20 protein-coding genes are annotated in these 25,080 nt (G+C 45.3%); 12 read left to right on the top strand and 8 right to left on the bottom strand.

Annotation, left to right across the window (positions count from 1 at the left end; all coding sequences use genetic code 11):
* Window positions 1-6: 6 nt before the first annotated feature.
* Complete coding sequence (locus tag MKX74_RS13300; protein WP_341178713.1) at window positions 7-780, bottom strand: alpha/beta fold hydrolase; 774 nt, start codon at window positions 778-780, stop codon at window positions 7-9.
* A 285-nt stretch (window positions 781-1,065) separates the two neighbouring features.
* On the opposite strand from MKX74_RS13300, the gene MKX74_RS13305 reads away from it, so the two are divergent.
* Window positions 1,066-1,320, top strand: coding sequence for a hypothetical protein (locus MKX74_RS13305; RefSeq protein ID WP_341178714.1), 255 nt, complete (start codon window positions 1,066-1,068; stop codon window positions 1,318-1,320).
* Between the two features lie 487 nt (window positions 1,321-1,807).
* On the opposite strand, the gene MKX74_RS13310 is transcribed toward MKX74_RS13305, so the two are convergent.
* Window positions 1,808-2,554: an SDR family oxidoreductase gene (locus tag MKX74_RS13310; protein WP_341180574.1), complete on the bottom strand. Its 747-nt coding sequence runs from the start codon at window positions 2,552-2,554 to the stop codon at window positions 1,808-1,810.
* 192 nt (window positions 2,555-2,746) lie between these two features.
* Between MKX74_RS13310 and MKX74_RS13315 the strand changes: the two genes are divergently transcribed.
* On the top strand, window positions 2,747-3,292 hold the full coding sequence (locus tag MKX74_RS13315) for a TetR-like C-terminal domain-containing protein (RefSeq protein ID WP_341178715.1): 546 nt from the start codon (window positions 2,747-2,749) through the stop codon (window positions 3,290-3,292).
* A gap of 272 nt (window positions 3,293-3,564) precedes the next feature.
* On the opposite strand, the gene MKX74_RS13320 is transcribed toward MKX74_RS13315, so the two are convergent.
* The gene (locus tag MKX74_RS13320; protein WP_341178716.1) at window positions 3,565-4,428 is read right to left on the bottom strand and encodes a helix-turn-helix domain-containing protein; all 864 of its coding nucleotides are present in this window, start codon (window positions 4,426-4,428) and stop codon (window positions 3,565-3,567) included.
* Window positions 4,429-4,570: 142 nt separating this feature from the next.
* Here MKX74_RS13320 and MKX74_RS13325 point away from each other — a divergent pair, with 142 nt between their 5' ends.
* Window positions 4,571-6,103 (top strand): glycoside hydrolase family 43 protein, encoded by a 1,533-nt coding sequence (locus tag MKX74_RS13325; protein ID WP_341178717.1) that lies wholly within the window; start codon window positions 4,571-4,573, stop codon window positions 6,101-6,103.
* A gap of 65 nt (window positions 6,104-6,168) precedes the next feature.
* Here MKX74_RS13325 and MKX74_RS13330 read toward each other — a convergent pair whose 3' ends face one another.
* Entirely contained in the window at window positions 6,169-7,047 is an 879-nt protein-coding gene (locus tag MKX74_RS13330) for a helix-turn-helix transcriptional regulator (protein WP_341178718.1), read from the bottom strand.
* A gap of 130 nt (window positions 7,048-7,177) precedes the next feature.
* On the opposite strand from MKX74_RS13330, the gene MKX74_RS13335 reads away from it, so the two are divergent.
* On the top strand, window positions 7,178-9,154 hold the full coding sequence (locus MKX74_RS13335; RefSeq protein ID WP_341178719.1) for a glycoside hydrolase family 31 protein: 1,977 nt from the start codon (window positions 7,178-7,180) through the stop codon (window positions 9,152-9,154).
* A gap of 41 nt (window positions 9,155-9,195) precedes the next feature.
* On the opposite strand, the gene MKX74_RS13340 is transcribed toward MKX74_RS13335, so the two are convergent.
* Entirely contained in the window at window positions 9,196-10,020 is an 825-nt protein-coding gene (locus tag MKX74_RS13340) for an AraC family transcriptional regulator (RefSeq protein WP_341178720.1), read from the bottom strand.
* Window positions 10,021-10,156: 136 nt separating this feature from the next.
* On the opposite strand from MKX74_RS13340, the gene MKX74_RS13345 reads away from it, so the two are divergent.
* The 3 genes from MKX74_RS13345 to MKX74_RS13355 all read left to right on the top strand — a co-directional run bounded on the left by MKX74_RS13345 (window position 10,157) and on the right by MKX74_RS13355 (window position 14,942).
* Window positions 10,157-12,460, top strand: a complete 2,304-nt coding sequence (locus tag MKX74_RS13345; RefSeq protein WP_341178721.1) for a sugar-binding domain-containing protein — start codon at window positions 10,157-10,159, stop codon at window positions 12,458-12,460.
* 191 nt (window positions 12,461-12,651) lie between these two features.
* Window positions 12,652-13,323: a hypothetical protein gene (locus tag MKX74_RS13350; protein WP_341178722.1), complete on the top strand. Its 672-nt coding sequence runs from the start codon at window positions 12,652-12,654 to the stop codon at window positions 13,321-13,323.
* 272 nt (window positions 13,324-13,595) lie between these two features.
* Window positions 13,596-14,942, top strand: coding sequence for an FAD-binding oxidoreductase (locus MKX74_RS13355; protein ID WP_341178723.1), 1,347 nt, complete (start codon window positions 13,596-13,598; stop codon window positions 14,940-14,942).
* Window positions 14,943-15,094: 152 nt separating this feature from the next.
* Here MKX74_RS13355 and MKX74_RS13360 read toward each other — a convergent pair whose 3' ends face one another.
* A complete protein-coding gene (locus MKX74_RS13360) occupies window positions 15,095-15,517 on the bottom strand; it encodes a MerR family transcriptional regulator (RefSeq protein ID WP_025677953.1) in 423 nt (140 codons plus the stop codon).
* A 169-nt stretch (window positions 15,518-15,686) separates the two neighbouring features.
* On the opposite strand from MKX74_RS13360, the gene MKX74_RS13365 reads away from it, so the two are divergent.
* Complete coding sequence (locus tag MKX74_RS13365) at window positions 15,687-16,808, top strand: NADH-dependent flavin oxidoreductase (protein WP_341178724.1); 1,122 nt, start codon at window positions 15,687-15,689, stop codon at window positions 16,806-16,808.
* 320 nt (window positions 16,809-17,128) lie between these two features.
* Here MKX74_RS13365 and MKX74_RS13370 read toward each other — a convergent pair whose 3' ends face one another.
* Window positions 17,129-18,172: a pectate lyase family protein gene (locus MKX74_RS13370; RefSeq protein WP_025677949.1), complete on the bottom strand. Its 1,044-nt coding sequence runs from the start codon at window positions 18,170-18,172 to the stop codon at window positions 17,129-17,131.
* 206 nt (window positions 18,173-18,378) lie between these two features.
* Here MKX74_RS13370 and MKX74_RS13375 point away from each other — a divergent pair, with 206 nt between their 5' ends.
* Together MKX74_RS13375 and MKX74_RS13380 are read left to right on the top strand one after the other, a co-directional pair.
* Entirely contained in the window at window positions 18,379-19,539 is a 1,161-nt protein-coding gene (locus MKX74_RS13375) for an alpha/beta fold hydrolase (RefSeq protein WP_341178725.1), read from the top strand.
* A gap of 396 nt (window positions 19,540-19,935) precedes the next feature.
* Window positions 19,936-20,955, top strand: coding sequence for a hypothetical protein (locus tag MKX74_RS13380; RefSeq protein WP_025677945.1), 1,020 nt, complete (start codon window positions 19,936-19,938; stop codon window positions 20,953-20,955).
* 293 nt (window positions 20,956-21,248) lie between these two features.
* On the opposite strand, the gene MKX74_RS13385 is transcribed toward MKX74_RS13380, so the two are convergent.
* Window positions 21,249-22,163, bottom strand: a complete 915-nt coding sequence (locus MKX74_RS13385; RefSeq protein ID WP_025677943.1) for a DMT family transporter — start codon at window positions 22,161-22,163, stop codon at window positions 21,249-21,251.
* A 361-nt stretch (window positions 22,164-22,524) separates the two neighbouring features.
* Here MKX74_RS13385 and MKX74_RS13390 point away from each other — a divergent pair, with 361 nt between their 5' ends.
* On the top strand, window positions 22,525-23,994 hold the full coding sequence (locus MKX74_RS13390; protein ID WP_445667319.1) for a DUF5060 domain-containing protein: 1,470 nt from the start codon (window positions 22,525-22,527) through the stop codon (window positions 23,992-23,994).
* A 563-nt stretch (window positions 23,995-24,557) separates the two neighbouring features.
* The gene (locus tag MKX74_RS13395; protein ID WP_025677939.1) at window positions 24,558-24,908 is read left to right on the top strand and encodes a Na-translocating system protein MpsC family protein; all 351 of its coding nucleotides are present in this window, start codon (window positions 24,558-24,560) and stop codon (window positions 24,906-24,908) included.
* Window positions 24,909-25,080 lie beyond the last annotated feature (172 nt).

Consider the following 25,080-nt stretch of genomic DNA (forward strand, 5'->3'; position numbering starts at 1 on the left):
GCTATCTTAGTAGCCGCAGTGATGAATAAACTGCCTGATCAGTTGGTTCAAGGCATCCGCAGCTTTAGTAGGGATCTGGTGTCTGGTATTTTGGATAAAAACAAGCTCACTCTTGGGCAATCGTTCTTCTAGCAATTTGGCGTAAGGGTAGAACATCGTATCCTTCTCCCCGTAAACCAACAACACGGGGTGGAGGATATTTCCCAATCGAGCCGTACAGTTATAGTGCAGACTGTATTGATAATATTGTTCGGCGTTTTTGGCGTTTGCCTTTTTAGCATCTTTAAACAATGACCGAAACAATGACAGCTTGGATTTCGCTTGACCCCAGGCAGTAGAGAGCGCAATTGCACCGATCGCGCCGATTCGAGACAGGAAGCGACCGCGCGCGATTTTGTTTCTTAACTTTTTATCGTTCACTTCTGACATTCCGCCAATGACAATGCCGCCGAGTGCTCGTTCAGGACAGGCCAACAGAAAATCCAGCACTACTGCTCCGCCTGTTGAGTATCCGCACAAAAATGCTTTTTCAATCTGCAAATGAATCATCAGCTGCCTGATATCCTCGACGATTAAGGGATAAGTAATTTCTTTGCTGGAAGCTTCACTTTGTCCATGGCCCCGAATATCAAAAGTGATAATCCGAAAATTCGTCGACAAGGTCATCTGATACTGAAAATTCAAGCTTGTCAATACCGGAGGATGAATGAATATGATTGCTGTTCCTTTTCCGCAATCCTTATATTGCATTTGATATCCATTTATAAGAGCGTAGGCCATTTAATCTCACCTTCCTCATTTGTAGCGTTTATGCCTTCATCATGAGACCACCGGTATAATTTTATACCGGTGGCTGTTTTGCGCTATAGAGATGTGCTTAGAACATTTTTCGAATAGGCGACGACAACATTTGACGCCAGCCAATGTTGCTTAATCTGCCTCGCCGTGTAATTCCGAGGGCGGTAAATCCCACTCCCAAAGCCAATACCGACATTAAAATTCCTCGATTATTTACTTTTCCCTGTAGGAATCTCATCCATTGCATGCCATTTCACCGCCTTATGAATGGGTTATTATTATCTGATTAACGATCATTATTTTGCCTATGGTCCAATCTCTTCATTCTTGGAAATCATGCTTCTTCTTGGTTCCGGCCTCAAGCCCCTGCAAGGTGGAAAAGAAGGTACCAAAGTCCGTGGAGCTCATAGTACCGAAGAACGCAAGGACAACATAACCTTGAAGAGGCAAGGAGCCACTGCTTTGTTTATGCTTTTGGAGGAGGTACGTGAGAGGGAATGCCAAGCGGCTAACAACACCTAAGGAAAAAGTTCAACAACCCCAAGAAAACTAGCTATCCCGACCATCGTGGATATCAGCTGATCCAACAAGCCTTCGTCCAGCAACTGCAACCGTTGTTCGAGCTCTGAACGAATTCGCAAGTTCCTCGGATTGGCGCTCAGAAAGAACGGAAAGGGCGTATATGAACGCGTACACCATCAATCCCTGACCAAGGCAAAGAGGAAGCTGAAAGTGTTAACGTATCGAAAGCAAGGTAGGAATACACGACAGGTTATGGAAAAGGGTGAAGAAAAAGCTCGCACAAGCAGGGTATTATGACTTCCCTGCTTAGTACGAGCGTTTACGTCAATTGCACTTAAGCGACTGAACCCGTATACCGAAAGGTACGTAGGCTGGTGTGATAGGTTGGCACTCAACTAGGGGTAACCCCTAATCATTAAAAAAGGAAGCCCGTACTCACCATATGCAAAATCTTTATAGGCTGAACCTTAGAATTCGCCAATATCCGTTACCAAGGCTGACTTGTTGGTCCGATAGTGAACTCATTAATATTCGTGTCCTCTGGCTGATCAATTGCGAACGCAACAACATTGGCCACTCGATCCGATGAGATACCATATCGTTCGTACAGGGCAGTCATGCCTGCTGACACTTCTTTATTCGAGATCGTATCCAGCAATTCCGTATGGATCGCAGCAGGATAGATGGTTGCTGTACGGATGTTGGTGCCTTCCTGAGCAGACTCCATTCGCAAGACTTCCATCAAATCACGAACAGCCCACTTGGTTGCGCCATACACCGCACCACCAGGATAGGCCTTGAGACCAGCTACGGATGAAGTAGTGATGATGTGTCCAGATTTTTGCGATGTAAATGTAGGCAGTACGGCAGCAATGCCATTCAGCACACCTTTAATATTGACGTCAATCATGCTATTCCAATCGTCTGTTTTCAAGTCGGAAAGGGGAGAGTTCGGCATCAGCCCAGCGTTCAGGAAGATGACATCAACACCGCCAAAAGTGTCCTTAGCCAGCTGAACCAGCTGCTGATTATCCTCTGGATTCACAACATCGGTGGCGCGATACACCGCTTGTCCACCGTTTGACTGGATTTCTTTCACTAATTGCACCAAGCGATCCTCGCGTCTTGCACCAAGTACAAGCTTTGCACCTTTCTCAGCCAGCAGCTTTGCAGTTGCTTCTCCGATTCCAGAACTAGCGCCCGTGATAATGACTACTTTATTCTCAATGGCCATATGTTTTTTCATCCTTTCAGTTGATATTTAAGAATTAAGCTACTATTGATGTTTTATCGACATCTGTCTATAATTTATAATCTATGTAGTAACAAAGCAAGGCATAGCACTCGCTAATTCCAGCCATTCTGCTGTATAAACAACATATTCACTTAAATTGTCGACTATTTCAAAGAAAGCATGGGGTGTAACATGGTAAAAGTAGACAGAAGAATTATTAGAACGCAAGAAGCAATCAAAAAAGCATTTCTCGAATTGATGTCAGAAAAGAGCTTTGATCACATCACCATTCAGGATATTTCCGACAGGGCTAATGTTAATCGTGCAACCGTGTATCTTCATTACCTCGATAAATTTGATCTGCTTGATAAGATCATAGAGGAACACATCCATAACATGGCTAATATGTGTGAATTGGAAGCTGATCTGGATTGGATTGAATCTACAGTACACTGTATGGAATACCTTGCTAATAATTACTTATTCTTCTCAACGATGCTTGCAAGCGCTGGAGCTCCATATTTTCGAAGTCGGTTTGTTCAATATAATATCGACGAATTCAGGAAAGATGTGGACGTCACCAAAGGTAAAAACCTCGGTCAAAGCGAAGAAGTCGTGGTTGAATTTGTTGCGAATGCTTATGTAGGTGTTGTGGAATGGTGGCTCAAGAATGGAATGCCTCATCCACCTCAGGAAATGGCACAGAAGGTAGGAAGCCTGCTTGAACGAAATCTCTAGCCATGAAGGGATCACCTATTGAAATTAGTAAAGAGGGCCGCACCCAGGAATAGGTTGCGCCCTTTGAGATACGCAATATTTATGGATACTCTGTAGCCCCCTTTAGTATTCTGGTTAATGCTCTATATTAGAACAGACCAGACTCGAAAGGATCATTTGCAGTGTCTCGGCGGGTATTGGTATGACCATTGTGTCAAAATTGTCTGTAGAGCAGCGCCAATCCTTTATCCGAGAACTGAGTAGTATTAATACTGTTGGGTAGTCTGCAGCAATCAGCTTTTTTTTCGATAAGCTCTTGGTGATTGGCCAAGTACACTTGTGAACTGGCGAGTAAAATAATTGCTATCATTAAACCCGCTCTTAAAGGCTATGTCTGAGATCGGAAGAGAAGTGGTCTCCAGTAATCTACGTGCATGCTCCAAGCGCAGCTGCTGGAGATAGGCGAAGGGTGTTGTGTGGTAGTACGACTGAAAAAGTCGATTTAAGTGTCTCACGGATACATTCGATTGGGCCGCAATTTCCTCACGGGATAAAGGCATCGTATAATGATCCTCCATATATGAGATTGCCTTTGCCAAATGTAGGAGACGGCCACGGGTTCCTTGTTGCTCCTGATCCTCATATAGCCTTGACAATTGGATAGCCAGCTCCATGAACCGTGAACGCAAAATGGATTTATAGCCATCCAGCTGCTGGTCGTATTCCTCAATCATAAAATCAAGAGTCGAGGATATGTAATCAAAGCTTGAGATTGGCAAGCTCATTTTACTCAAGGAATGGTCAATATTGCGATAATACGGCTCTATAACGAAAAGGGCCTGATACCCCCTTATGGTTCTTAATTCAGGACCTGCCAGCTCCAGTAGATCAGGCTTATACATGATGTTACAGATTCGAAATTCATATGGATTTTTGTATCCGTGAGAGGTAGCTCCGTTAATCACAAAACTGTCGCCCTTCTTGATGAACATTTCTTCGGTATTGACGATGTGCGTGGCATGGCCATGTAAAACGATAACAAGCTCGGAAAAATCAACATGCTGGTGAACAAACATGTCCTCCTCATGCTCCCCGTACTGGATATAGAAGTTAAAATCCTCGTCTGCTGTGAACCAATTCAGATGAATATTTCTCATGGGAATATCCTTTCACAATGAAGTTGGTGATGAAAGGCTGTCCTTATCCTGCTATTTTCTGACTCTACAATCAAGGCTGAAGGACAACTGACTATCTATAATGGGATTGATATCATAACAATGTGTGAAGGAGAGCTTGTCTATGAATTATCATAATCCCGTCATCCGTGGTTTTCATCCTGATCCCAGCATTTGCAGAGTTGGCCATGACTACTATCTCGTGACCAGTTCGTTTGAGTACTTCCCAGGCGTCCCGTTATTTCATAGCACTGATCTGGTGAACTGGCAGCAGATTGGTCATGTACTAACGCGAACGGAACAATTGAATCTTAGTAACGCCGGCAGTTCAGGCGGCATCTATGCGCCAACCATTCGTTACCATAATGGGACGTTCTACATGACAACCACCAATGTGTCGGACTGTGGTAACTTCTATGTACACACTGAGAACCCTTTTGGGAAGTGGTCAGACCCTATTCTCGTAGACCAGCCAGGCATTGATCCGGATCTGTTTTTTGACGAGGATGGACAGGTTTACTTTACTACCTCTCATGATGCTATGGGTCAGGGCGCATACCAAAGCCGAATCGACATAAGAACAGGAGAACGGCTATCAGACATAACACGAATATGGAAGGGTACGGGCGGTCAATATCCTGAGGCCCCACATCTCTATCGCATTGGACATTGGTACTATTTGATGATCTCAGAAGGCGGAACAGAGTACGGTCATATGGTAACGATCGCTAGAAGCAAGAGGCCAGATGGTCCGTTTGAAAGCTGTCCCTACAACCCGATTCTATCGCATCGGAGCCTTCTCAAGCCCATTCACGCCACAGGTCATGCCGATCTGGTTCAGACTCCCGAGGGTAGCTGGTGGACCGTATTTCTGGGAATAAGGCCGAATGGTTATCCTCCGCGCCACCATCTTGGTCGTGAGACCTTCCTCGCACCTGTCCGTTGGACGGATGATGGTTGGCCAATAATCGGTAACAACGGAACGATAGATGACACCATGTCCGCTGAGGATCTCACGCTGGTAGCACCAATTACTGCTCCCGTGAGGGATGACTTCAATAACGAGAGCCTTGCTGCTAGCTGGACATTCCTCCGTTCGCCGCAGCCCGAGAATTGGTCACTCAGCGCGAAGGGAGGCTGCCTTACCTTGTATGGTTCTCCAGTTACATTGAATGAGGCGGACTCACCAGCATTCGTCGGTAGAAGACAGCAGGATTTTCATTGCCGAGCCTCGACGCACTTATCCTTTAAGCCACAGCAGGACGGTGAAGAAGCAGGCATTACCGTGTATATGAACGAACGTTTTCATTATGACATGGCTTTAGTTCGATTGGCTGGCGACAGCAAACTGATCTTTCGTAGACGATTGGATACCCTGTGGAAGGTCGAGAGTGAGATTCCTTGGTCATCTGATCACATCCTTCTAGTCATCCAAGCAGATAAAACACACTATCAATTTGGATTTTCCGAGAGCGAAGACAAGGAACCGTTCTGGTTCGGAAAAGGTGAATCCGGACTACTTGCCACGGAAGTAGCAGGTGGCTTCACAGGAGTCTTCATAGCAATGTATGCAACTGGTAATGGAGCACGATCTATTACACCAGCTCATTTTGATTGGTTCGACTATGAGTCCTTCGACGATGCCTCCGCACCTTGAATGCGATTACAATGGGAGTAGCAGCGCCTGAGCTCCGATGAACCGTTGTAGGCACTATGTCTTTGCTAGAAGAGAGAATGAGTCATGTACTGTCTCGGTGACATTCCAGTGAAGCTCTTGAATACTCTTCCAAAATAAGTCAGGTTGGAGAATCCGACCTGGCTGGCCACATCCTGCACGGAGTAGCGCTGAAGCTGGAGGAGTCGGCAGGCTTCGTAGACTCGCAGCATGTGAATATACTTAATTAGCGTTGTACCCGTTGTCTTTTTGAACAGCGAACAGAAGTAATTGGGCGTAACACAGCACATCCGAGCAGCTTGCTCTATTGTAATGGGTTCGTGGAAATGACTGCTTAGATGCGCGAGTAACGGATGGATTCCGGTATCCAAGCGGATGTGCTGGTTGCGCTTTCGTTGCTTGGTCTGTTGAAATGCCAAGCCGAGTAGACTCAGTAGCTCACCTTTGAACCGCAATTCGTAGCCTGGACTCTGTTCATGATGTAGCATAATCAGACGCTCAAGTGATTCACGAACCATGTCGGACATGGGCAAGTCCCTATCATAGAACAATGGCAGTGAGACCTCTCCACCTAGCAGCGGTTGGATATATTGCACCTCCGTATAATCTTGTACCCCTTTCAGCAGAACCTCATTATACACAATGGCATATAGTTCACTTCCGTGTTCCATCGGATGAGCGGAATGCATTTGTCTACGGTTGACCCAGGCAGCTTCTCCTGCATGCAATTGTCTAGAGTCGGAACCAATCTGTACCTGAAAGCTCCCCTTCGTAATATAAATCCATTCCAAATGATCATGCCAATGAGGCGGTATCAGATAACGGTCGGGAAAATGAATATGAAACACATTAACCGGAAAGGTGAATTCCGGTATTTCCGTGTGCTCTTGTCTCCAGGAATATAGATTCTCGTCTTGCATATCCATGAACATGCTCATCTCCATTACAAACGTAATATCGTATGAATAATACGTAGTTTTCGTAGATTCTGTTCTGGCTTTGTCCGCTATAATGGGGCTGTAATCCAATTATATGCTGAGATGGAGGTCTACTGCTATGTTTCGCTCGGAAAATGGAAGACTGATACGAGAATATGATCATGAGCGGGTATGGATCGAGGCATGGGGGGAGAATGCTGTTCGTGTTCGTGCCTCCTACAACGACATTCAGAATGATGAGTGGGCGCTGCTGCCAGCTACTTCAACCCACGCGCAGGTGATAATTGAAGAGGACAGAGCAACGATAGTGAACGGCAAAATCAAAGCTGAGATTAGCAAGCAAGGACAAATCTCCTTTTATAACCAGGATGGAAAGCTGCTACTTCATGAAACGGAAGACACCTATCAATTGAAATACGGTGGCCGAGAGCTCAAGCCTTACCCGGGTAGCAGTGATTATTCCGTCAAGCTACGATTGGAGTCCGATCCATCCGAGAAGCTGTTCGGCATGGGACAATATCAGCATTCCTTTCTTAATTTGAAGGGCTGCTCACTGGAATTGACTCACCGCAACAGTCAGATCAGCGTGCCCTTTGTGCTATCAAGCGCTGGCTACGGTTTTCTGTGGCACAACCCAGCCATTGGACAAGTCCATTTTAGTCTGAACGTCACGGAGTGGAGCGCCCCCTCCACCAAGCAGCTCGATTACTGGATCACAGCGGGTGATTCTCCTGCAGAGATTGAAGAAAGTTATGCTACCGCCACAGGCAAGGTACCGATGATGCCGGACTATGGTCTTGGCTTCTGGCAGTGCAAGCTTCGCTACCGTACTCAGGAGGAGCTACTTACAGTAGCAAGAGAATATAAGCTTAGACAATTGCCAATTGATGTAATTGTTATCGACTTCTTTCACTGGACCAATCAAGGGGATTGGAGGTTCGATCCAATCTATTGGCCTGACCCTGAAGGGATGGTCAAGGAGCTGGGGGAGATGGGCATCGAGCTGATGATCTCAGTATGGCCTACGGTCCAGACGGAGAGTGAGAACTATCGGGAGATGCTGGAAAAGGGTTACCTGCTACGCTCCGATCGCGGCGTGCGTACCCAATTTCAATTTCTCGGTCAAAATGCTATTTTTGATGCCACAAATCCCGAAGCACGTAGGTTCTTATGGGGGCTGATTAAGAAGAATTATTACGACAAAGGCATTCGGGTGTTTTGGCTGGACGAGGCGGAGCCGGAGCTAAGCGTCTATGATCATGATATTTACCGCTATCATATGGGCTCCAGTAAGCAGATCGGCAACATTTATCCAGTAAAGTATAGCCAAACGTTCTACGAAGGAATGGAAGCAGAAGGACAAGCGAATATTGTCAATCTGGTGCGCTGTGCCTGGGCGGGAAGTCAACGCTACGGTGCACTTGTCTGGTCAGGAGACATACACTCCAGCTTCAAGGTGTTGGAGATCCAAGTGAAGGCGGGCTTGAACATGGCAATTGCGGGGATTCCTTGGTGGACGACAGACATCGGTGGTTTTCATGGTGGAGATCCAGGGAACCCATCATTCCGGGAATGTATGATTCGCTGGTTTCAGTATGGTGCGTTGTGTCCTGTCTTTCGTCTTCATGGTGACCGACAGCCATTTATTCCACCCACTGGTACAGCAGGGGGCGGTATCTGTGGTAGTGGCTCGGATAATGAAGTATGGAGCTATGGGGATGAGGCATATGAGATTTTTCGGGAATTCATGTATTTGCGTGAGCGCCTGAAGCCTTATATTGCTGGATTGATGCGGGAAGCCCATGAAAAGGGCACTCCACCCATGCGCCCGCTGTTCTATGATTTTGATAACGATCCGGCGGCATGGGAGGTGGAGGATCAGTATATGTTCGGCCCGGATTTACTGGTTGCTCCTGTAGTCCGAGAGGGTCAGCGAAGCCGCCAAGTCTATCTGCCTGCAGGAGTCTCGTGGAAGAATGCCTATAGCGGTGACACGCTGGAAGGGGGCTGTACCATCAAGGTAGAAGCGCCATTAGAGCATATTCCATTGTTCTTGAGGAACGGAGCCGAGCTTCCTATTGTAGTCGAGAAATAATGGCGGTGGAAAGAGCGCTGCGCGGATGAACTATGCCCCCTTCAATGATGAAGCCTGCGGAATTGCTTGGGGGTTAATTGTTCGTGCTTCTTGAAGACCGTGCAGAAATAGTTAGCATCCTCAAAGCCGGACATAAAAGCAATTTCTTTAATGGACAAGAGGGGCTGATGCAGGAGTAGCTCCTTGCTCTTCTTGATTCGAACCGATTGAATATATTGAAAGATTCTAATGTTCATAGTCTTCTTAAAGACCGTACACAAATGCTGCGGGGTAATCCCCGTGATCTCGGCCATTTCATCCAGAGTTAGTGGATTGCTAAAGTTCTCATCAATAAATGTGAGCAGCGGCTTCAGTCTGAGATTCGGATGGGAAATGCTGTTATGCGAATGGGCAGAAGTGTATTGAACAATATCCGTGAGCAGGGAATAGACAAGGCTGGACCACTGGAGACCTCTTAAAGCATGATCCGATTGTTCAACCTCCATAATACTTTGTATCTTCGCCCAGAAAATGTCTGGTCTGGAGATGTGCAGTACACCTGAGGTGTTCATCCCTGCCGTTTTCCTCAAAAAAGGCTCCACCTGCTGGCCCTCGAATACGACCCAGTTCACAGTCCAGGTTGGACTAATTGCATAATACTCGTGAGGAAGCCCCTTCAGCAGCAGCATGGCAGACCCCTCTTTAACTCGATAGGCTTTCCCGGCAACGATCAACTCCCCTTCACCCTCCACACATTGAATCCATTGGTGCAGGTAACCCTTCGGACGAATGACATGCTCTTGAGGCCAATTGCATGCCGCATCCACTAGATAGTAGGGGAGCTCTTTGTCCGCATCTGTAATCACTGGCAGAAGCCTCTTATACATAGAATCACCTTAATATTTTAAAGTTATTTTAAAGTTATTTTTAATATTCTCAGATTGTACGGGTCTGGATTGGATCCTACAATATAAATATAACAAAGCTTAATATGCGACTACAATCAAAAGGATGGTGAAGAAGATGAGCCGATTGGAAACGAAGCTGATGCAGAATTGGGAGTTCACATTGCAGCAACCCGAGGACAATAAGTTCGAACCTGTCACGCTTCCTCATGACTGGGCTATTACAGCCCCGATCTCAAGAACGATGAGTCAAGCCAAGGAGCAGGGGTTCAGGGACAGATGGGGAATTGGCTGGTATCGAAGAAAGCTTGTATTGGATCAAATGAAGAAGGACCATGTGTACAAGCTACAGTTCGATGGTGTGTATGAGAATAGTACGATATGGGTGAACGGCCAGGAAGCCGGCACTCAAAAATACGGATACTCAAGATTTGTGCTGGATATTACGGATTTGATTCATGAGGGGGACAACCTGATTCTGGTAAAGGTGGATAACACCTCATTACCGGCCGACAGGTGGTATTCGGGAGCAGGTATATACAGAACGGTTACGCTGATGGAACTGAATTCTAACCACCTACAGCCAGGAGAAATTCATGTAACTACGGGAATTGATGGTGTAACAGGAATCGTGACCATCAAGACAGGGACTTCCTCCTTGGTGAAAGCATGCCTTTTCGATGACGATCTGAGCGTGACTGCTGAAGCCGATACCGGACACATTCAACTGGAGATTCCAAATGTGAAGCTGTGGAGCCCAGAAAAGCCTCATTTATATCGACTGGAGCTGTCGTTGGTGGAGGGCGGAGAGGTCATTGACAGCTATGCACTGAACGTGGGCATCAGGACAATTGAGATGATCCCCGGAAAAGGGATGTATATTAATGGAACCATGACTAAGGTGAAGGGACTCTGCATTCATCAGGATGCAGGCTGTCTCGGAACAGCTGTCACCCCGGAGATCTGGAGGGATAGACTCGTCCAGTTCAAAGAAATCGGGTGCAATGCCATCCGTACGGCGCATCATATTCCAGCGGCTGAAATTCTGGATCTGTGTGACGAGCTGGGACTTCTAGTCTACGAGGAGCCCTTTGACAAATGGACTGGTGGAGCGTACGGAAGATATTTTGAGACGGAGTGGCAGCGTGATGTGGAATGCATGGTAAGAAGGGATCGCAATCATCCCTGTATCTTCATGTGGGGCGTCGGCAACGAGGTTGAGAACCAGGGGCAGGAGTCGATGCTGAAGATTATGAGCATGCTGAAGGAGTATCTGCTAACTATGGATAACACGAGACCGATATCGTATGCTATGAACCCGCATTTCAAATATGAAAGCCATGTGGACGTGTCACAGGTGACAGATATTCAGCAATTTGTGGATGAAGTGGACGATACCGAAATTTATGACCTGCAAGATCGGGTGGAGCGCATCCGCAGGATTGCAGAGATTGTAGATGTCATTAGCTGCAACTATCAGGAGCAATGGTATCCTGAGATTCATAAGGCCATTCCAGACAAATTGATCCTGGGGACAGAGACGTATCAATTCTTCAGGGGACATCCAGATCACCTCCAGAATTATAGCGAAAAGGTGCCATGGCTTGATGTGGAGGAAAATGATTATGTCATCGGGGGCATGCTGTGGACGGGGATTGATTATTTAGGTGAATCCATGGGATACCCAGCCAAGGGGTGGGCGGGGTCCTTGTTCTGGACAAATAATGAACGCAAGCCCATGTCCTATCTATATCAAAGCTATTGGTCAGATCAGCCTATCGTATATATGGCTGTTATGGATTATTCACTGCAGGACGAAGGAGTCAAGGAGCATTGGGATGCGCCAAGATATGCGAGTCACTGGGATTTTCCACAGTTCAATAAATCGGTAATCCCTTACATGATTGCAACCAATTGTGAAAAGGTAACGATTGAGCTGAATGACAGAGTATTTTACGTAAATTCACCTTCTTCCTATCCCAATCGAATGATCACAGGCTATCTTCCCTATCTACCAGGCAAAGTTACGGTGCGAGGCTTAATAGATGGACAAGAGGTTAGTACGTACACCTTACAGACAGCTGCTATTGCGGCTAAGCTCCGTTTTGACAAGGAGGAAGTTTTTCTGGATGCAGGCGCTGGTTATTTGAAGCTATTCACCGTTCGAGCTAAAGATGGAGCTGACATACCTGTCTTCCGAGAGAGTGCAAAAGTTGTATTCAAGGTTAACGGGCCGGCAGAAATTGTCGCTGTGGATAACGGAGATCTCAGCTCAAGCGAATCCTACGACAGCCATTGGATGCATATGTATCACGGTTGTGTCAGTGCAGTCATTCGGCTGACTGGCCAGCGAGGACGCGCTGTCTTATCAGCCTATTGCGAAGGCATGCATTCTGCGCAGCTTGTGATCAACATTGTCTAGGCAAGAAGATTACTGATCTGTAGGGCTATTAACGGGAAGAACCAGAAGGCCCAGTTACGCTCTGCCTGAGGCTAGCTTCTCCATAATGGGTAATAACATATCATTGAAACATTAAAGCGCACTGAACCGTTAATGTAGTGTGCTGTGTTATATCCATAGTCACAGGAGAAGATACGAAAGGAGCGATCAGATTGAATAACAAGCATTCCTTGGGAATTCTCATGCTGATGTTCGTCATCATCTTCATGCTAACGGCCTGTACGGGAAGTGCGGTTCCTATCGACACTGAAGATACTACAGATACTACCAACACTACCGACACCTCAGGATCTGGAGCACCGAATACTGAAGGAACTGGACCTCCTTCGTCCAAGCAGGAGGTTCAGGAAGCTGCAACTCGTCCAGCTACCCAAAGCTTTGAACTGATGACAACGGAAGGAAATCAAGCTCTGGAGGCGGTACTGCAAGAGGGGGACGGGTTCTCCTTGTATGTCTTCGAGAAATTCACATTTGATCCAGCTGCGGGCCGCTTATCCTTGAGTAGTAATCCGGATTATTATGTAGACATTGAACTGCTGCCTGCAGATTATAATGTTGCTCAGCTTGAAGCTGCAGGAAAGGATGAGCTAAGCCAGGCTGGTAAGGTATCCGATTATAGTGGCGAGCTGGTGGAGCACCCACTTGGCTACGCAGAGCTGTATCTGCAAGCTTCTGGTGAGAAGGGGATAAGTGATTACATGGTATGGACATCAGAGGCAGGGGATGCCTTCCTGTTCCGCCTTCATAATCCGAAGGAAGAGGAGGCCTCCGATTTTGCCGGGCCTGTGCTGGTCTCTCTCTCAACCGTACAGAGGGATATGTAAGACTCCACAAGTACGAACGACAGTAGCCGTAGAGATATAAGTACTAAATTGAAACGAAGCCAACCCGTTCTACACTGCGGAGAAGTAGGTCTATGTACGTAATTTGCGTGCATAGGCCTTTTTGGGATGTTGTCTACTCATTAATTACGCCTAAGACATCTCAGCACTAGCCTATACACATCGCGAGCCTATTACATAGGCTATATGGAGTCAGCCCAGATTGTCACGAACAAACATGGATGGTTACTTAATCTAAGGAGTTGAGTAGATCGGTGAGTTCACAAAAGAAGCTAACGGGGCGAGTTATTTTCAAGGGGGACCCTGGATACGAAAGGGCGCGTAAGAACTGGGACCCACATACAGACAGATTCCCCAAAGTATTTGTGTTCGCTCAGCAGACAAAGGATGTAGCGAACGCCATAAGCTGGGCACGTCATAACAAGGTTCCGATTCGTCCAAGAAGCGGGAGACACGCATTAGAGACTAACCTGTCACAGGTTAATGGTGGGATCGTCATTGACGTTAGCGAAATGAAGAAAATAAAGCTAAACAAAAAAAGCGGAACGGTTGTTGTGGAGACGGGTAATCGGGTAGGAAGAATCGTAGATGCGCTTGCAAAGCAAGGGTTCATGGCCCCATTTGGTGATAGCCCAACTGTCGGCATCGGCGGAATTACGCCTGGCGGAGGCATTGGCCCGTTGCAAAGAACCATCGGCCTGATCAGCGATAACCTGCTGGAGCTTGAAATGGTTGATGCCAAAGGACGGGTTATTCGTGCGAACAAAAAACAAAATTCGGATCTTCTGTGGGCCACACGAGGCGGCGGAGGCGGTAACTTCGGTGTATATACCAAATATAAGTTCAAGGTGCGACGCGCTCCAGCTAAGGCGACTGTATTCCGCATTACCTGGCCATGGGCACAATTCGAGAAGGTCGTGAAGAAATGGCAGGTATGGGCACCGAATGCCAGTACCAAGCTAGGGAGTGAACTAAGCGTTGGTCCCAAAAAAGGTGGAAACGTCAGCATGCTGGGGCTGTATCTCGGATCAAAAAGGGAGGCTCTTCGGCAGTTGGCACCCATTCTTGGGGTAGGGACACCAACTCAGAAAACTATTGAGTACCTTCCATACACGCAAGTCACGAAGTTCATGCTGGCTCCGGACCCTGTGCTCACGCAAAGGGTCAGCAATCAGTTCTCCAGTGGCTTTGGTAGACGTCCATTCCCTGAAAAAGCCTTCAAAGCCATGCGCGAATTCCTCGAAAAGGCGGAGGGAGGTACACCAGCCGGCTTCTACTTCTTGAATTGGGGTGGGGCTGTCAGTCGGGTTGCACCACAAGCCACGGCATTCTACTGGAGAAAGGCCGATTACTATGTTGAATGGAACAGCTCATGGGTAAAGCCATCCCATGCAGCCAGAAATATCGCTTTGACCCGAAGCACGAGAAAGAAACTGGAGCCTTATATAGTAGGCTCGTATATCAACGTACCAGACCAAGGCATTACATGCTCCGGACCGGTCTATTACGGAAAGAACTATGCCAGACTGAGAAAAGTTAAAGCGAAGTACGATCCGCAAAATGTATTCAACAACCCGCAAAGCATTTCGCCAGCCAAATAAAGCTTGATGTTGTGGATGTGCAATCCCCCAGCCATCCACAACATCATTAAGACAGCTATCAAGCCTGCAATGGCATACTAAAAAAAAATTTCGATTAGAACCAATCTCCATGCCGAGCTGTCTTCCAAAGGAGTTAGCGCAAGTACATTACATTAATTAGCCGTCTTAATCTCCAGGCCGTGGCACTTAAAGTTATAGTTAGAATTTTTCATAACCTCTTCTTTTTGAAGTTCATACATAGCTAGTTTATAGTTTATTTCTTCCAAGTGTCTTTGACTTTCGTCAATTTTCTTCTGAAGCTCCAATTTATGCTGCATCAACATTTCTTCTCTTTGCAAATAGGTGCTATTTCCCAATTCATAAAGTTCCTTGTAATCCTTGATTTTTGAAAGAGGCATTCCTGTTTCTTTGAGACAACGAATAAAAGAAATCCAGTCTATTTGTTGTTCGTTATAAACTCTACGGCCCTTTTCGTCACGAGATATATTGGGTAATATCCCCTGCTCTTCATAAAATCTAAGTGTCTTTGCAGATACATTTAAATTCTCCACTACATATGTCATTGAATAAAACATCTACTTGTCCCACCTTTAGTTACAGTAACTGTAACTAAATATATATCATAAAGTGAATGGAAGCACAACAATTCTATATGTAATCATATAAAAATAAATCCTTGACTTGCCGTAACGGCAACCAAATACACTGAGATAGAAAAGAAAATATGATAGCGAGGTTAAAGAAATGAACCAAAAATACAGTAAGTTATTTGAATCCTTCTCATTCAGAAGTGGAATAGCAATGAAGAATAGAATTGTTATGGCACCTATGACAACCTGGTCGAGTAATGACGATCTTACCATTTCGGATGACGAAGTTAAGTATTACAAACAAAGAGTGAATGGAGTAGGACTCGTCATTACAGGGTGTACTCATGTTACACCGAATGGACAGGGCTTTACGAATGAATTCGCCGGGTACAATGATGAATTTACTCCAAGTTTACGAAGATTAGCGGAGGCAGCGAAAAGCGGAGGCTCTCCTGCGATCCTTCAGATTTTTCATGCTGGCAATAAAGCTTTGCCCGAATTGGATGCAGTTAGTGCGAGTGCATTGCAACCCGAAATTACTAATTTAGGTTCAACTCCAGAAACAAGAGAACTATCACATGAGGAGATTTTGTCGATTGTACGTGCTTTTGGGGACACAACGAGAAGAGCGATTGAAGCCGGATTTGATGGCGTCGAAATTCATGGAGCTCATGGATTTTTAATTCAAAATTTCTGGTCGCCATCGACAAATCAACGGACTGACCAATGGGGAGGATCACTTGAAAATCGCTTGCGTTTTCCATTGGCAATTATTGAAGAAATCAAAAATGTCATTGAAAAGCATGCTACAAAACCATTCATTGTAGGATACCGATTTTCCCCTGAAGAATCCTCCAAAGTGGACGGATTACGTATGAAAGACACATATGAATTAATTGATATCCTTGTTGAACAGAATTTGGATTATATACATGCTTCATTAGATAATGTGTCTTCAAAGCCAGTAGATAGTCAAGATGAAAAAACACGGCTTGAATTAATTCTTGAAAGAGCAAACGGCAAGATACCTGTGATGGCTGCTGGTTCCATACTAACACCGGATGATGCTCTTCAAGCTGCGAAATTAGGATTGCCGCTAATCGCCATTGGGCATGCGTTAATTATGGATCCTTCCTGGGTTGAAAAGGTCGCAAATGGTCATGAAGCCGAAGTAGATTCTGAGTTGAACGTTTCAAAACTCGAACAGCTTAATATTCCAGAAAAACTTTGGAATGTAATTCAAGCAATGCCAGGTTGGTTTAATATCGGAAAATAAAAAGTAGTCCTAAAGGCTACTCAGATTGACGAGAAATCCAAGTCTTTTATGAGACTTCGGGTTTCTTTTGCTAACTCTAAGGGCTACGTCCATGTGTAGTTCGGTAGGGCAATTCATATTGTTGCGCATTTCATTTTTCTGCCGAACGAAATGCAGCAAATAGCGAATAAGAGGATGAGACGAGGATCGGTTTCGCGGTCATTTTACGTAGTTTAATATTATTTCGATCTAGTCCTACTGTGTGAGACAGATCTACACATTAACAGAGAGTTAGACACTCATCTCTGTCTCACACAGGACCACAATCACTTAGTGCATCATTATTTACCAAAGACAAGCGTTGTATTGGATGAGCCAGCGTATTTGGTCACGAACTCACGCGCATAGCTCGCATCACGCACTTCATAGCTATAGTTACTACTAGGTTTCCAGTTGGTTTTTGGGGACTTTGGAGCAGTTAGAGCAGGTGTGCTGCCTGTATCGGTGAATTCACCTTTACCCTTGTCATCGAGTATACCGCCTTTTTCCGCACCAGCTCCGAAATAGTTGTTCTCCGAGTAAATTCGAGCTTTCTCACCAATCGTAATCGATTGATTAAAGTTGTTGGCATAGTTGTTTTTGATATGGTAGTACCCATATCTGAAGAGACCAGGACCACGAACGTACAGATTCTCAAAATAATTGTTAGCTATGGTCACATGAGGCACACCATCGTAGCTGCTGTTGCCATCATTGGGGTGTCCCATAATAATTCCGTATTTGTGGTTAGCAAATTTGGAATTGCTGACGGTAATATAGTCTGCTCTATCGCCAATATACAGGAGCTTGTCCAGATCTCCGCCGCCAGAGCTGTAATTGTGGCCCGAGAATGTCACATGATCAATCCAGTAGTTCGAGCCAGAGGTGATGTACATCTGGATATCATCGTTCGCGTTGATGCTGGCAGAATGCTCGAATTTCAGGTTCTGAAAGATAACATTGCTGGAGCTGGAGGTGGAGCGGAAATGAATATTCGTAAGCGTATGGTTATCATATGAGCCGACAATTGTCTTATTTGCGCCAAAATTAACTTTCTGCAATGAGGACGACGAGATGTTGCGTTCGATGACCAGAATTTTAGGAGTCGTGTCCGCAATGTGCGTTCGCAGATCATTCAGATTATTGATGTAGATGATTTGACCGTTTTTGCCGCCTGTGACTGCAGATTTGGAGACACCATTTTCATTTTTGGCATTCCCCGCGAATCCAGTGAGCCCCGTCGTGCCCGTGTTCGGAAAGTTGGCTGCACCATAAGTAGGCGTGATAGAAGAGAACGTTAAGATCAGAAGCGCAGCAGCAACCATCCATTTTGTAAACCCTTTCATAAAAATTCACCATCCTTTTTTTAATTATCCTTATTTTTACATAATGATTGTATCCTTCAAATATTGTATTGTCAACACAAATTATGTAACTAAACCATTATTTATGATATTTACTGTAGATAATTGTCTATATTTAGAAAACAGAAATAAACATATATATGTTTTGATGTAAGCGTATTATTATCAAAGAAGGAGGGATGGAGCGAATGAATAATGCGATTAGTGAGCGTGATTTTTGTTGCATACGAGATGGGTTAACCATTCGTGGAAGAGAATACTTGCCACAGGGAGATCATCTCCCGGCCGTCATCGTCAGTCATGGATTCGGTGGAAATTACATGAATCTAGTGGACTATTGCAGGGCACTTGCATCATGGGGCTATGCCGCGTTTTGCTTTGACTTCTGTGGGGGCTCTGCCAATGGGGAGGGGAGAAGTGATGGAGAAACGACGGACATGACAATCCTGACCGAATGCGAGGATCTCAAAGCTGTTATGCATGATATTGTAAAGCTGCCTTATGTAGATGCCAAGCGATTGACTCTCATGGGCTTCAGCCAGGGTGGATTCGTCTCGGCTCTCGTAGCTGCACAATGCCCGGACGAAGTAGAGTCGTTAATCCTCATCTATCCCGCACTCTGTATTCCGGATCATGCACGCAGCGGCACCCTCGCCAACTCCTCATATAATGTCCATGATGTCCCAGAGCTTATTGATTGTGGGCAGATGCTAATCAGTAAGAAGTTCCATAATGCCGTGGTAGATATGGACCCGTTCGACGAAATTAGGCCCTATCATGGACCCGTGCTGCTGCTTCATGGCACAGCGGATGAAATCGTACATTACAATTACTCCATTAAGGCCAAGGAATGCTATGAACCAGGGCAGTGTCACCTGCAGCTGATAAAAGATGCTGGACATCAATTTACGGAAAAGCAGACCTCTAGCGCAATCGTATCCATCCAACAATTTTTACTTAGCAAAAAAGAAGTGTTAACGATCGACATACAGATTACAGCCAGGGAGCTTCGGAGGGAAGAAGGTACTTATAGACAGATCGCAATATTCTTCACAGGCAGCTGTGAAGGTCCATACTTTACAGGTCACATTTTACCCGGAGCTGAGGATGTACAGGAGTACTTTGGGAATGGAGTTGTCAAGCTTCGAGCTGAATATATACTGGAGGGCACGGACTATGCGGGTGAGAAGTGCCGATTACATATTGTGAACCAACGGATAAATGAGGAATGGAAGCCGAAGGTGAATACAGACTGCAAGGCACTCGCATTTCTAAATTATTCTGATTTGACAGCAGTCCTTGAGGGATATTCAGGGGGATTAACGGTACGTATTTTTTCAGTGCTGTAAGTGTGTAGCTGTGTAGATAGTCCGCCTCATTTCAACGCAACGTCCAATGAGGCGGATTAATTTTAGGCTGAATATTGCTTAGCCTTGTGTGTGGCCGAGCTGTGAGTGGATTGTCTGAGCAAGATCGTTACCAGACCTAATATCACAGAAAGAATGCCCACCCATACAACATGTTTCACACCCAGGCCTGATATAAATAAGCCGCCAAGCGCGGCCCCTACGGTGGTTCCAATGTTGCACGCGGATATAAACAAACCAATAGACTCAGGGAAATTGTCGCATATCTTGAATCTTTCATCCAAAAAAACAGGCTAACATGGAGGGAGTTGGTAATTATTGTAGAAGTATTTATCTTACGGAGTGCAAGTCAATTTAAAAACCGCGGGAGGTATGAGCATGGCTTCAATTATCCTGCCATTCTATGAGCCGACATTTTACACATACAATATCTATGGAAGTGTCACTTCTATGCTCTCGAACAACGATCATTACTTGCCCTGGTTGTACAATAATTTCATTCAGATTCGCTATGTGGAGGACTGGGATTCCTACTTTTTCGATAACCATCATACCTTGCTGGATAATATTCCATGGATTAATCATCATATCATCCCCCGTGATATTCTGAATCGAAAATGGGTGAGCCTGACGGATTTTATCATAGAATCTCTTCATTCTAATTATTATCTTTACTTCTACGTAGACCGCTCCTACATATCTGTATCTAAGCAATATCAGCAAGTAAGTCATTGGCACGAAATATTGGTGTATGGCTATGATGAACAGAAACGAACCTTTCTGATGGCAGATAATTTGGCCGATGGCAAATATATAAAGACGGAGTGTCCAATCGAAGAGATCGAGCAAGGGTATTACAGTATAGTTAGCGATAATGAATTTTTCAAGAATGTGCATCTTCTCAGTATTCGTGAAGAACGGGATTATTCGCTGCAGATTGATCAGATCGCTGAGTCGATTCGCCGCTACCTGAATTCAACGATCACAGTGGATCTAAGCTTCAAGGAGAAGACGCTGTTCGGCATGAAGGCGGTGGAACATTCGATTGAGAAAGTAAAGGACAAGCTTCATTCAACATCATTTGTTCAAATCGATCGCAGAGCCTTTCACTTGTTCTGGGAGCACAAAATAATAATGCTGCAACGCTTGCGATATTTGATGGAGCTGTCGATTCTGAAGCCAGACGATGATGTGATCGAACGCTATACCCTGATTGTGCAGCAGCACGAGTCACTAAGAAATCTGGTTTTGAAATTTAATTTTAAAAACGATAGAATGCTGTTCAGCCGGATCGAACAAAAACTGCATACTTACCTTCAGCTTGAGAGCACACTGCTCCATGGCGTGATGAAGGAGTTGGATGATTATGCTGTATCCGCACAGCAAAGAACCTATTGATTCGATAATCATGCTCAAATTGCTGCACATCAGCACCAAAAAGGACTATAGGAACTAATATGAACAAAAGAAATAAAAAATCAAAAGGAATAAAAAAAGCCGCTCTGTTGAGATTAGCGGCTTTTTACACATTAGTCCATACAATATGAAAAAAATCTCGGGGCATATATAATGAATTAGACACATTTATCCATATGCATGATTTCAATTTAACCAGGAATTTATTGTTGATCTAGCCAAGCATTTGTGTGTAATTCACCTTGCTTGTCGCTAACTCGCGAAGTCAGGGCACATCACGTAGGATGCTTGTCCCTTCCCGAAGGAGAGAGGACGTATGCGTACCGATGACCTTGCTTTTTCCGCTGCTCCATCCATTGAGAGATAAGTATTCCGCTCACTACCAGTATAGCTCCCACATATCCCTGTAAGGTTAATCGTTCTCCCACGAAAATAAAGGCAACGACAGCAGCGAATATAGGCTCCAAAGCATACATTAATCCCAATTGCACAGGTGCGATATACTTTAGAGATATCGACTGGGCAATGAAGCAAAAAGCGCTGCAGACCAGGCTGAGAGCCAAAATAGCCAACCAGCCATGGAATGTGACAGGAAGGACCGGGGACTCGAAAAAGAAAGAGAGAATCAGTGCAAAAACGGCTGTGAAGCCCAAGGACAACACGCCCACCGCAATTGAATCGCATTTTTTCACCGCTGCACCAGTGACCAGAATATACAGCGCATTACAAATTCCCCCTGCAATACATAGTATATCGCCCGGGTGCATGCTTAGCTCGCTATTCAAGGTCAGCATACCGATCCCGGCGATAGCCAGCAGAGCACCGATCAGATGACTTTCCTCCATCCTTTTACGGAAAAGGATTACATTTAACAAAGGAACAAAAATAACTGTGAGCCCGACTAGAAAGCCGGCATTTGAGGTGCTGGTGGTCTTCAGACCAAACAGGATAAAAGCGCATACCCCAAGTAAAATACCTCCGAGCAGCGCTCCGTAACCAATAGTTGTTTTGTCGATAACACGCAGGCGCTTGTAAAAAATAGCAGCTGTTACAATAAAGGCAATTCCGAACCGAAGCGCAAGCAGGTTAAATTCTTCGATGGACTCCAACCCTAATTTCATGAACAGGTAGGAAAATCCCCATCCAAGAGTAACGAGCAAAACAAGCAAATTGGCCTTATGTCTATTCAATTTGACACGCATCCTTTAGACAGTGTAGTGAGTGTGAAAATGCCAGCGTGAAAGTTACACTGCCGAATTTCCTAGATCATTATACTCCCATTTTTGAGCCATGCAAATTAAATTTTCGTTCAGCCAAAATGGAGACAAAAGATGGGGAATTTGCTTCTAAATTTGACTATGAAAAGGATGATTTTCGGAAGGATTTTTGGACTCCAGCTCGCATTGTAATAGTTGTTGAATGTTCCATTTTGTATTGATATATATATATGTACTAAGTTAACTTAACTGTGCACGTGATACATGTAACACAGACATTTTCATGCTTGGATGATCACTATGAGAAAGGTGAGGATTTTTCGTGGAAAATACTATGTGCCAAGAAACGGTCGCTCAATGGGAAAGGTTCGAACTTCGGTTGCTAGGCCCAGACAAAGGCAATCCCTACGTGGATGTAGAATGGAGTGTCATTTTTCGCCATGAAGAAAAGGAAATCATGGCTGCTGGCTTTTATGCGGGAGGTGGTCTGTATATCACCAGGTTCATGCCTGAAGTCAACGGAAAGTGGACATACGTAACGCATAGCAATACGTCTGAGCTGAATGAGGTGCACGGGAGCTTCACTTGTGTCACTGCAGCACACATGGTTCATGGTCCAGTCAGGGTGAAGGGTGAGAATCATTTTGCCTATGCGGATGGCACTCCATACTTCCCGTTCGGTACGACAGCGTACGCTTGGATCCATCAGACAGAAGCCATCCGTACGCTAACGCTGCAGACACTTGCGGAGGGCCCTTTTAATAAAATACGAATGTGCTTATTTCCCAAAAATTACTCATTTAATGTCCAGGAGCCGGCGTCATTTCCTTTTGTGGGCTCGCCAGCCATGGGCTTTGATAAAGCACGGTTTAACCCGGTATTCTGGGAGCATGTCGAGCGCTGCATCGAATCATTGCTTGAGCTTCAAATCGAAGCGGATGTAATCTTGTTTCATCCGTATGATAAAGGTCGATGGGGCTTCGACCGCATGTCTGCGGAGGAGGATGAACGATATCTCCGTTATGCCATCGCACGACTTGGGGCTTATCGGAACATCTGGTGGTCCATGGCGAATGAATATGATTTCATGAGGGACAAATCAATGCCGGACTGGGAGCGTCTGGTAAGCATTGCATCAGCGGCAGATGCTCACCATCATCTATTGTCCATTCATAACGGGACAGCGATGTATATTCCTGAAAGCGTTGTAATGTATGATCATACTCGCTCTGAGATTACCCACTGCAGCATTCAACACTGGGACGTCACGTTGGTCACGGCATGGCGAGAGCGCTATCAGAAGCCAGTTATTGTTGATGAATGTGGTTATGAAGGGAATTTGCCGCAACGTTGGGGTAACCTAAGTGCCGAGGAAATGACGCATCGTGTCTGGGAAAGCTTCACCCGCGGTGGCTATGCGAGTCACGGCGAGACATACCTTCACCCCGATGATGAAATCTGGTGGTCCAAAGGCGGGAGGTTATATGGACGAAGTCAGGAGCGGATACGCTTTCTACGCAACATTGCCGAGGAAATGCCTCTTGATACGCAGCCGACCCCGCTTCGTGACGTGCCTGCACTCGGAGTGGAGGGTTCATATTACTTGCATTACTATGGCCAACATCAGCCGGGCTACCGTGAGCTTGAGCTCCCGGAGGACGTAGATTTTTCGGCTGAATGGATCGACACGCAAGGCTTAAGTATCACAAAGTTACCCTTGAGTTATCGTGGAAAATGCCGCATCCCTTTGCCAAGTAAGCCTTATTATGCGCTTCGTATTCGTGCTGAGGAAAATGAACGTTAAACAAACAAAAATGCTGATTTATCAAGTGAAATCGTTATTAGGGCCGTGGCTTTAAATGCCAAAATATAACCCGGCACAATGGGATGAAGATGTTTACAGCGGAAGAAATTCAATCTTGTAGAGAAAATAAGCAGCTTGCTCTAAATGTCCAGCGCAAGCTCAAAGATCCAAGAAAAGAGAAGCTTAAAGACTTGCGCAAAGGAATCAAAAGAGTTTACGGATCATCATTTTCCCCATTCCTTTTATCATTGTACAGTTCCTGGAGGAGTCACCAATCTGGTGATTCCTTTGTTTACAGTTTCAGCATTAGCATAGGCGTAGGCGTTACTTAGCTCTTCAAGACAACAGGCTGACAGACCGTGTCCGCCCCAGAGGGAGCACTTTTGGCTGTGCAATGATGCGAATCGCAGCATTGGCGCGAAGAGGGGATGATTTCTGCTTATGAACGCTAATTTCGGGCCAAATCCGTCCTATTTTGTGAATTGACATTATTTTGCACGGAGCTTAACATATGAATCAGCGATGAAATTCCAAAAAAAGGAATGATTGGATCGTGATTTGGTATGGCTGAAGCTGCTTATGAATATCAGGAACGTATTCGCAGACTGGCTGTCAAAATCGTGAAGCATTATCGGGGCAAAGGACCTGAGCTGGTGAAGGTCAAGCTGGACAGTGAGTCACAGATTACGATAGAGATTAAGGGGATGCTATCGAGTCTATCTGAAATATTACTGAGGGAAGGCGCGGCAGATCTCGTCACAGAATATTGGAAGGTGCTGAGACCTTATCTGGAGCGCGGATTTATGGATGAGGTAATGGTGACGATTGGAAGTGCATTCTCGTATTCCTGGCAGCTACCTAATCTAGAGCAGGAGAGCAGTACAGTCATTATTCAGCTTCATAAGACGGTTTGATTAAAGAGAAAGGGACCAAGCCCTTCGCTTTTTAATAAGCCATTACAGAGGTGCGGCGGAGAGCTGTATCCTTTGTATTGGCTTTTTTTATTGCAATTTTGTCTTATTGCGGCTTATGCAGACAGTAGATTAGTAATTGATTTCTAGCTGTAACCTACGTTTATTGCATGTT

Origin of the sequence: Paenibacillus sp. FSL K6-1230, from assembly GCF_038002385.1 — a bacterium.
Taxonomy (GTDB): Bacteria; Bacillota; Bacilli; order Paenibacillales; family Paenibacillaceae; genus Paenibacillus; species Paenibacillus massiliensis.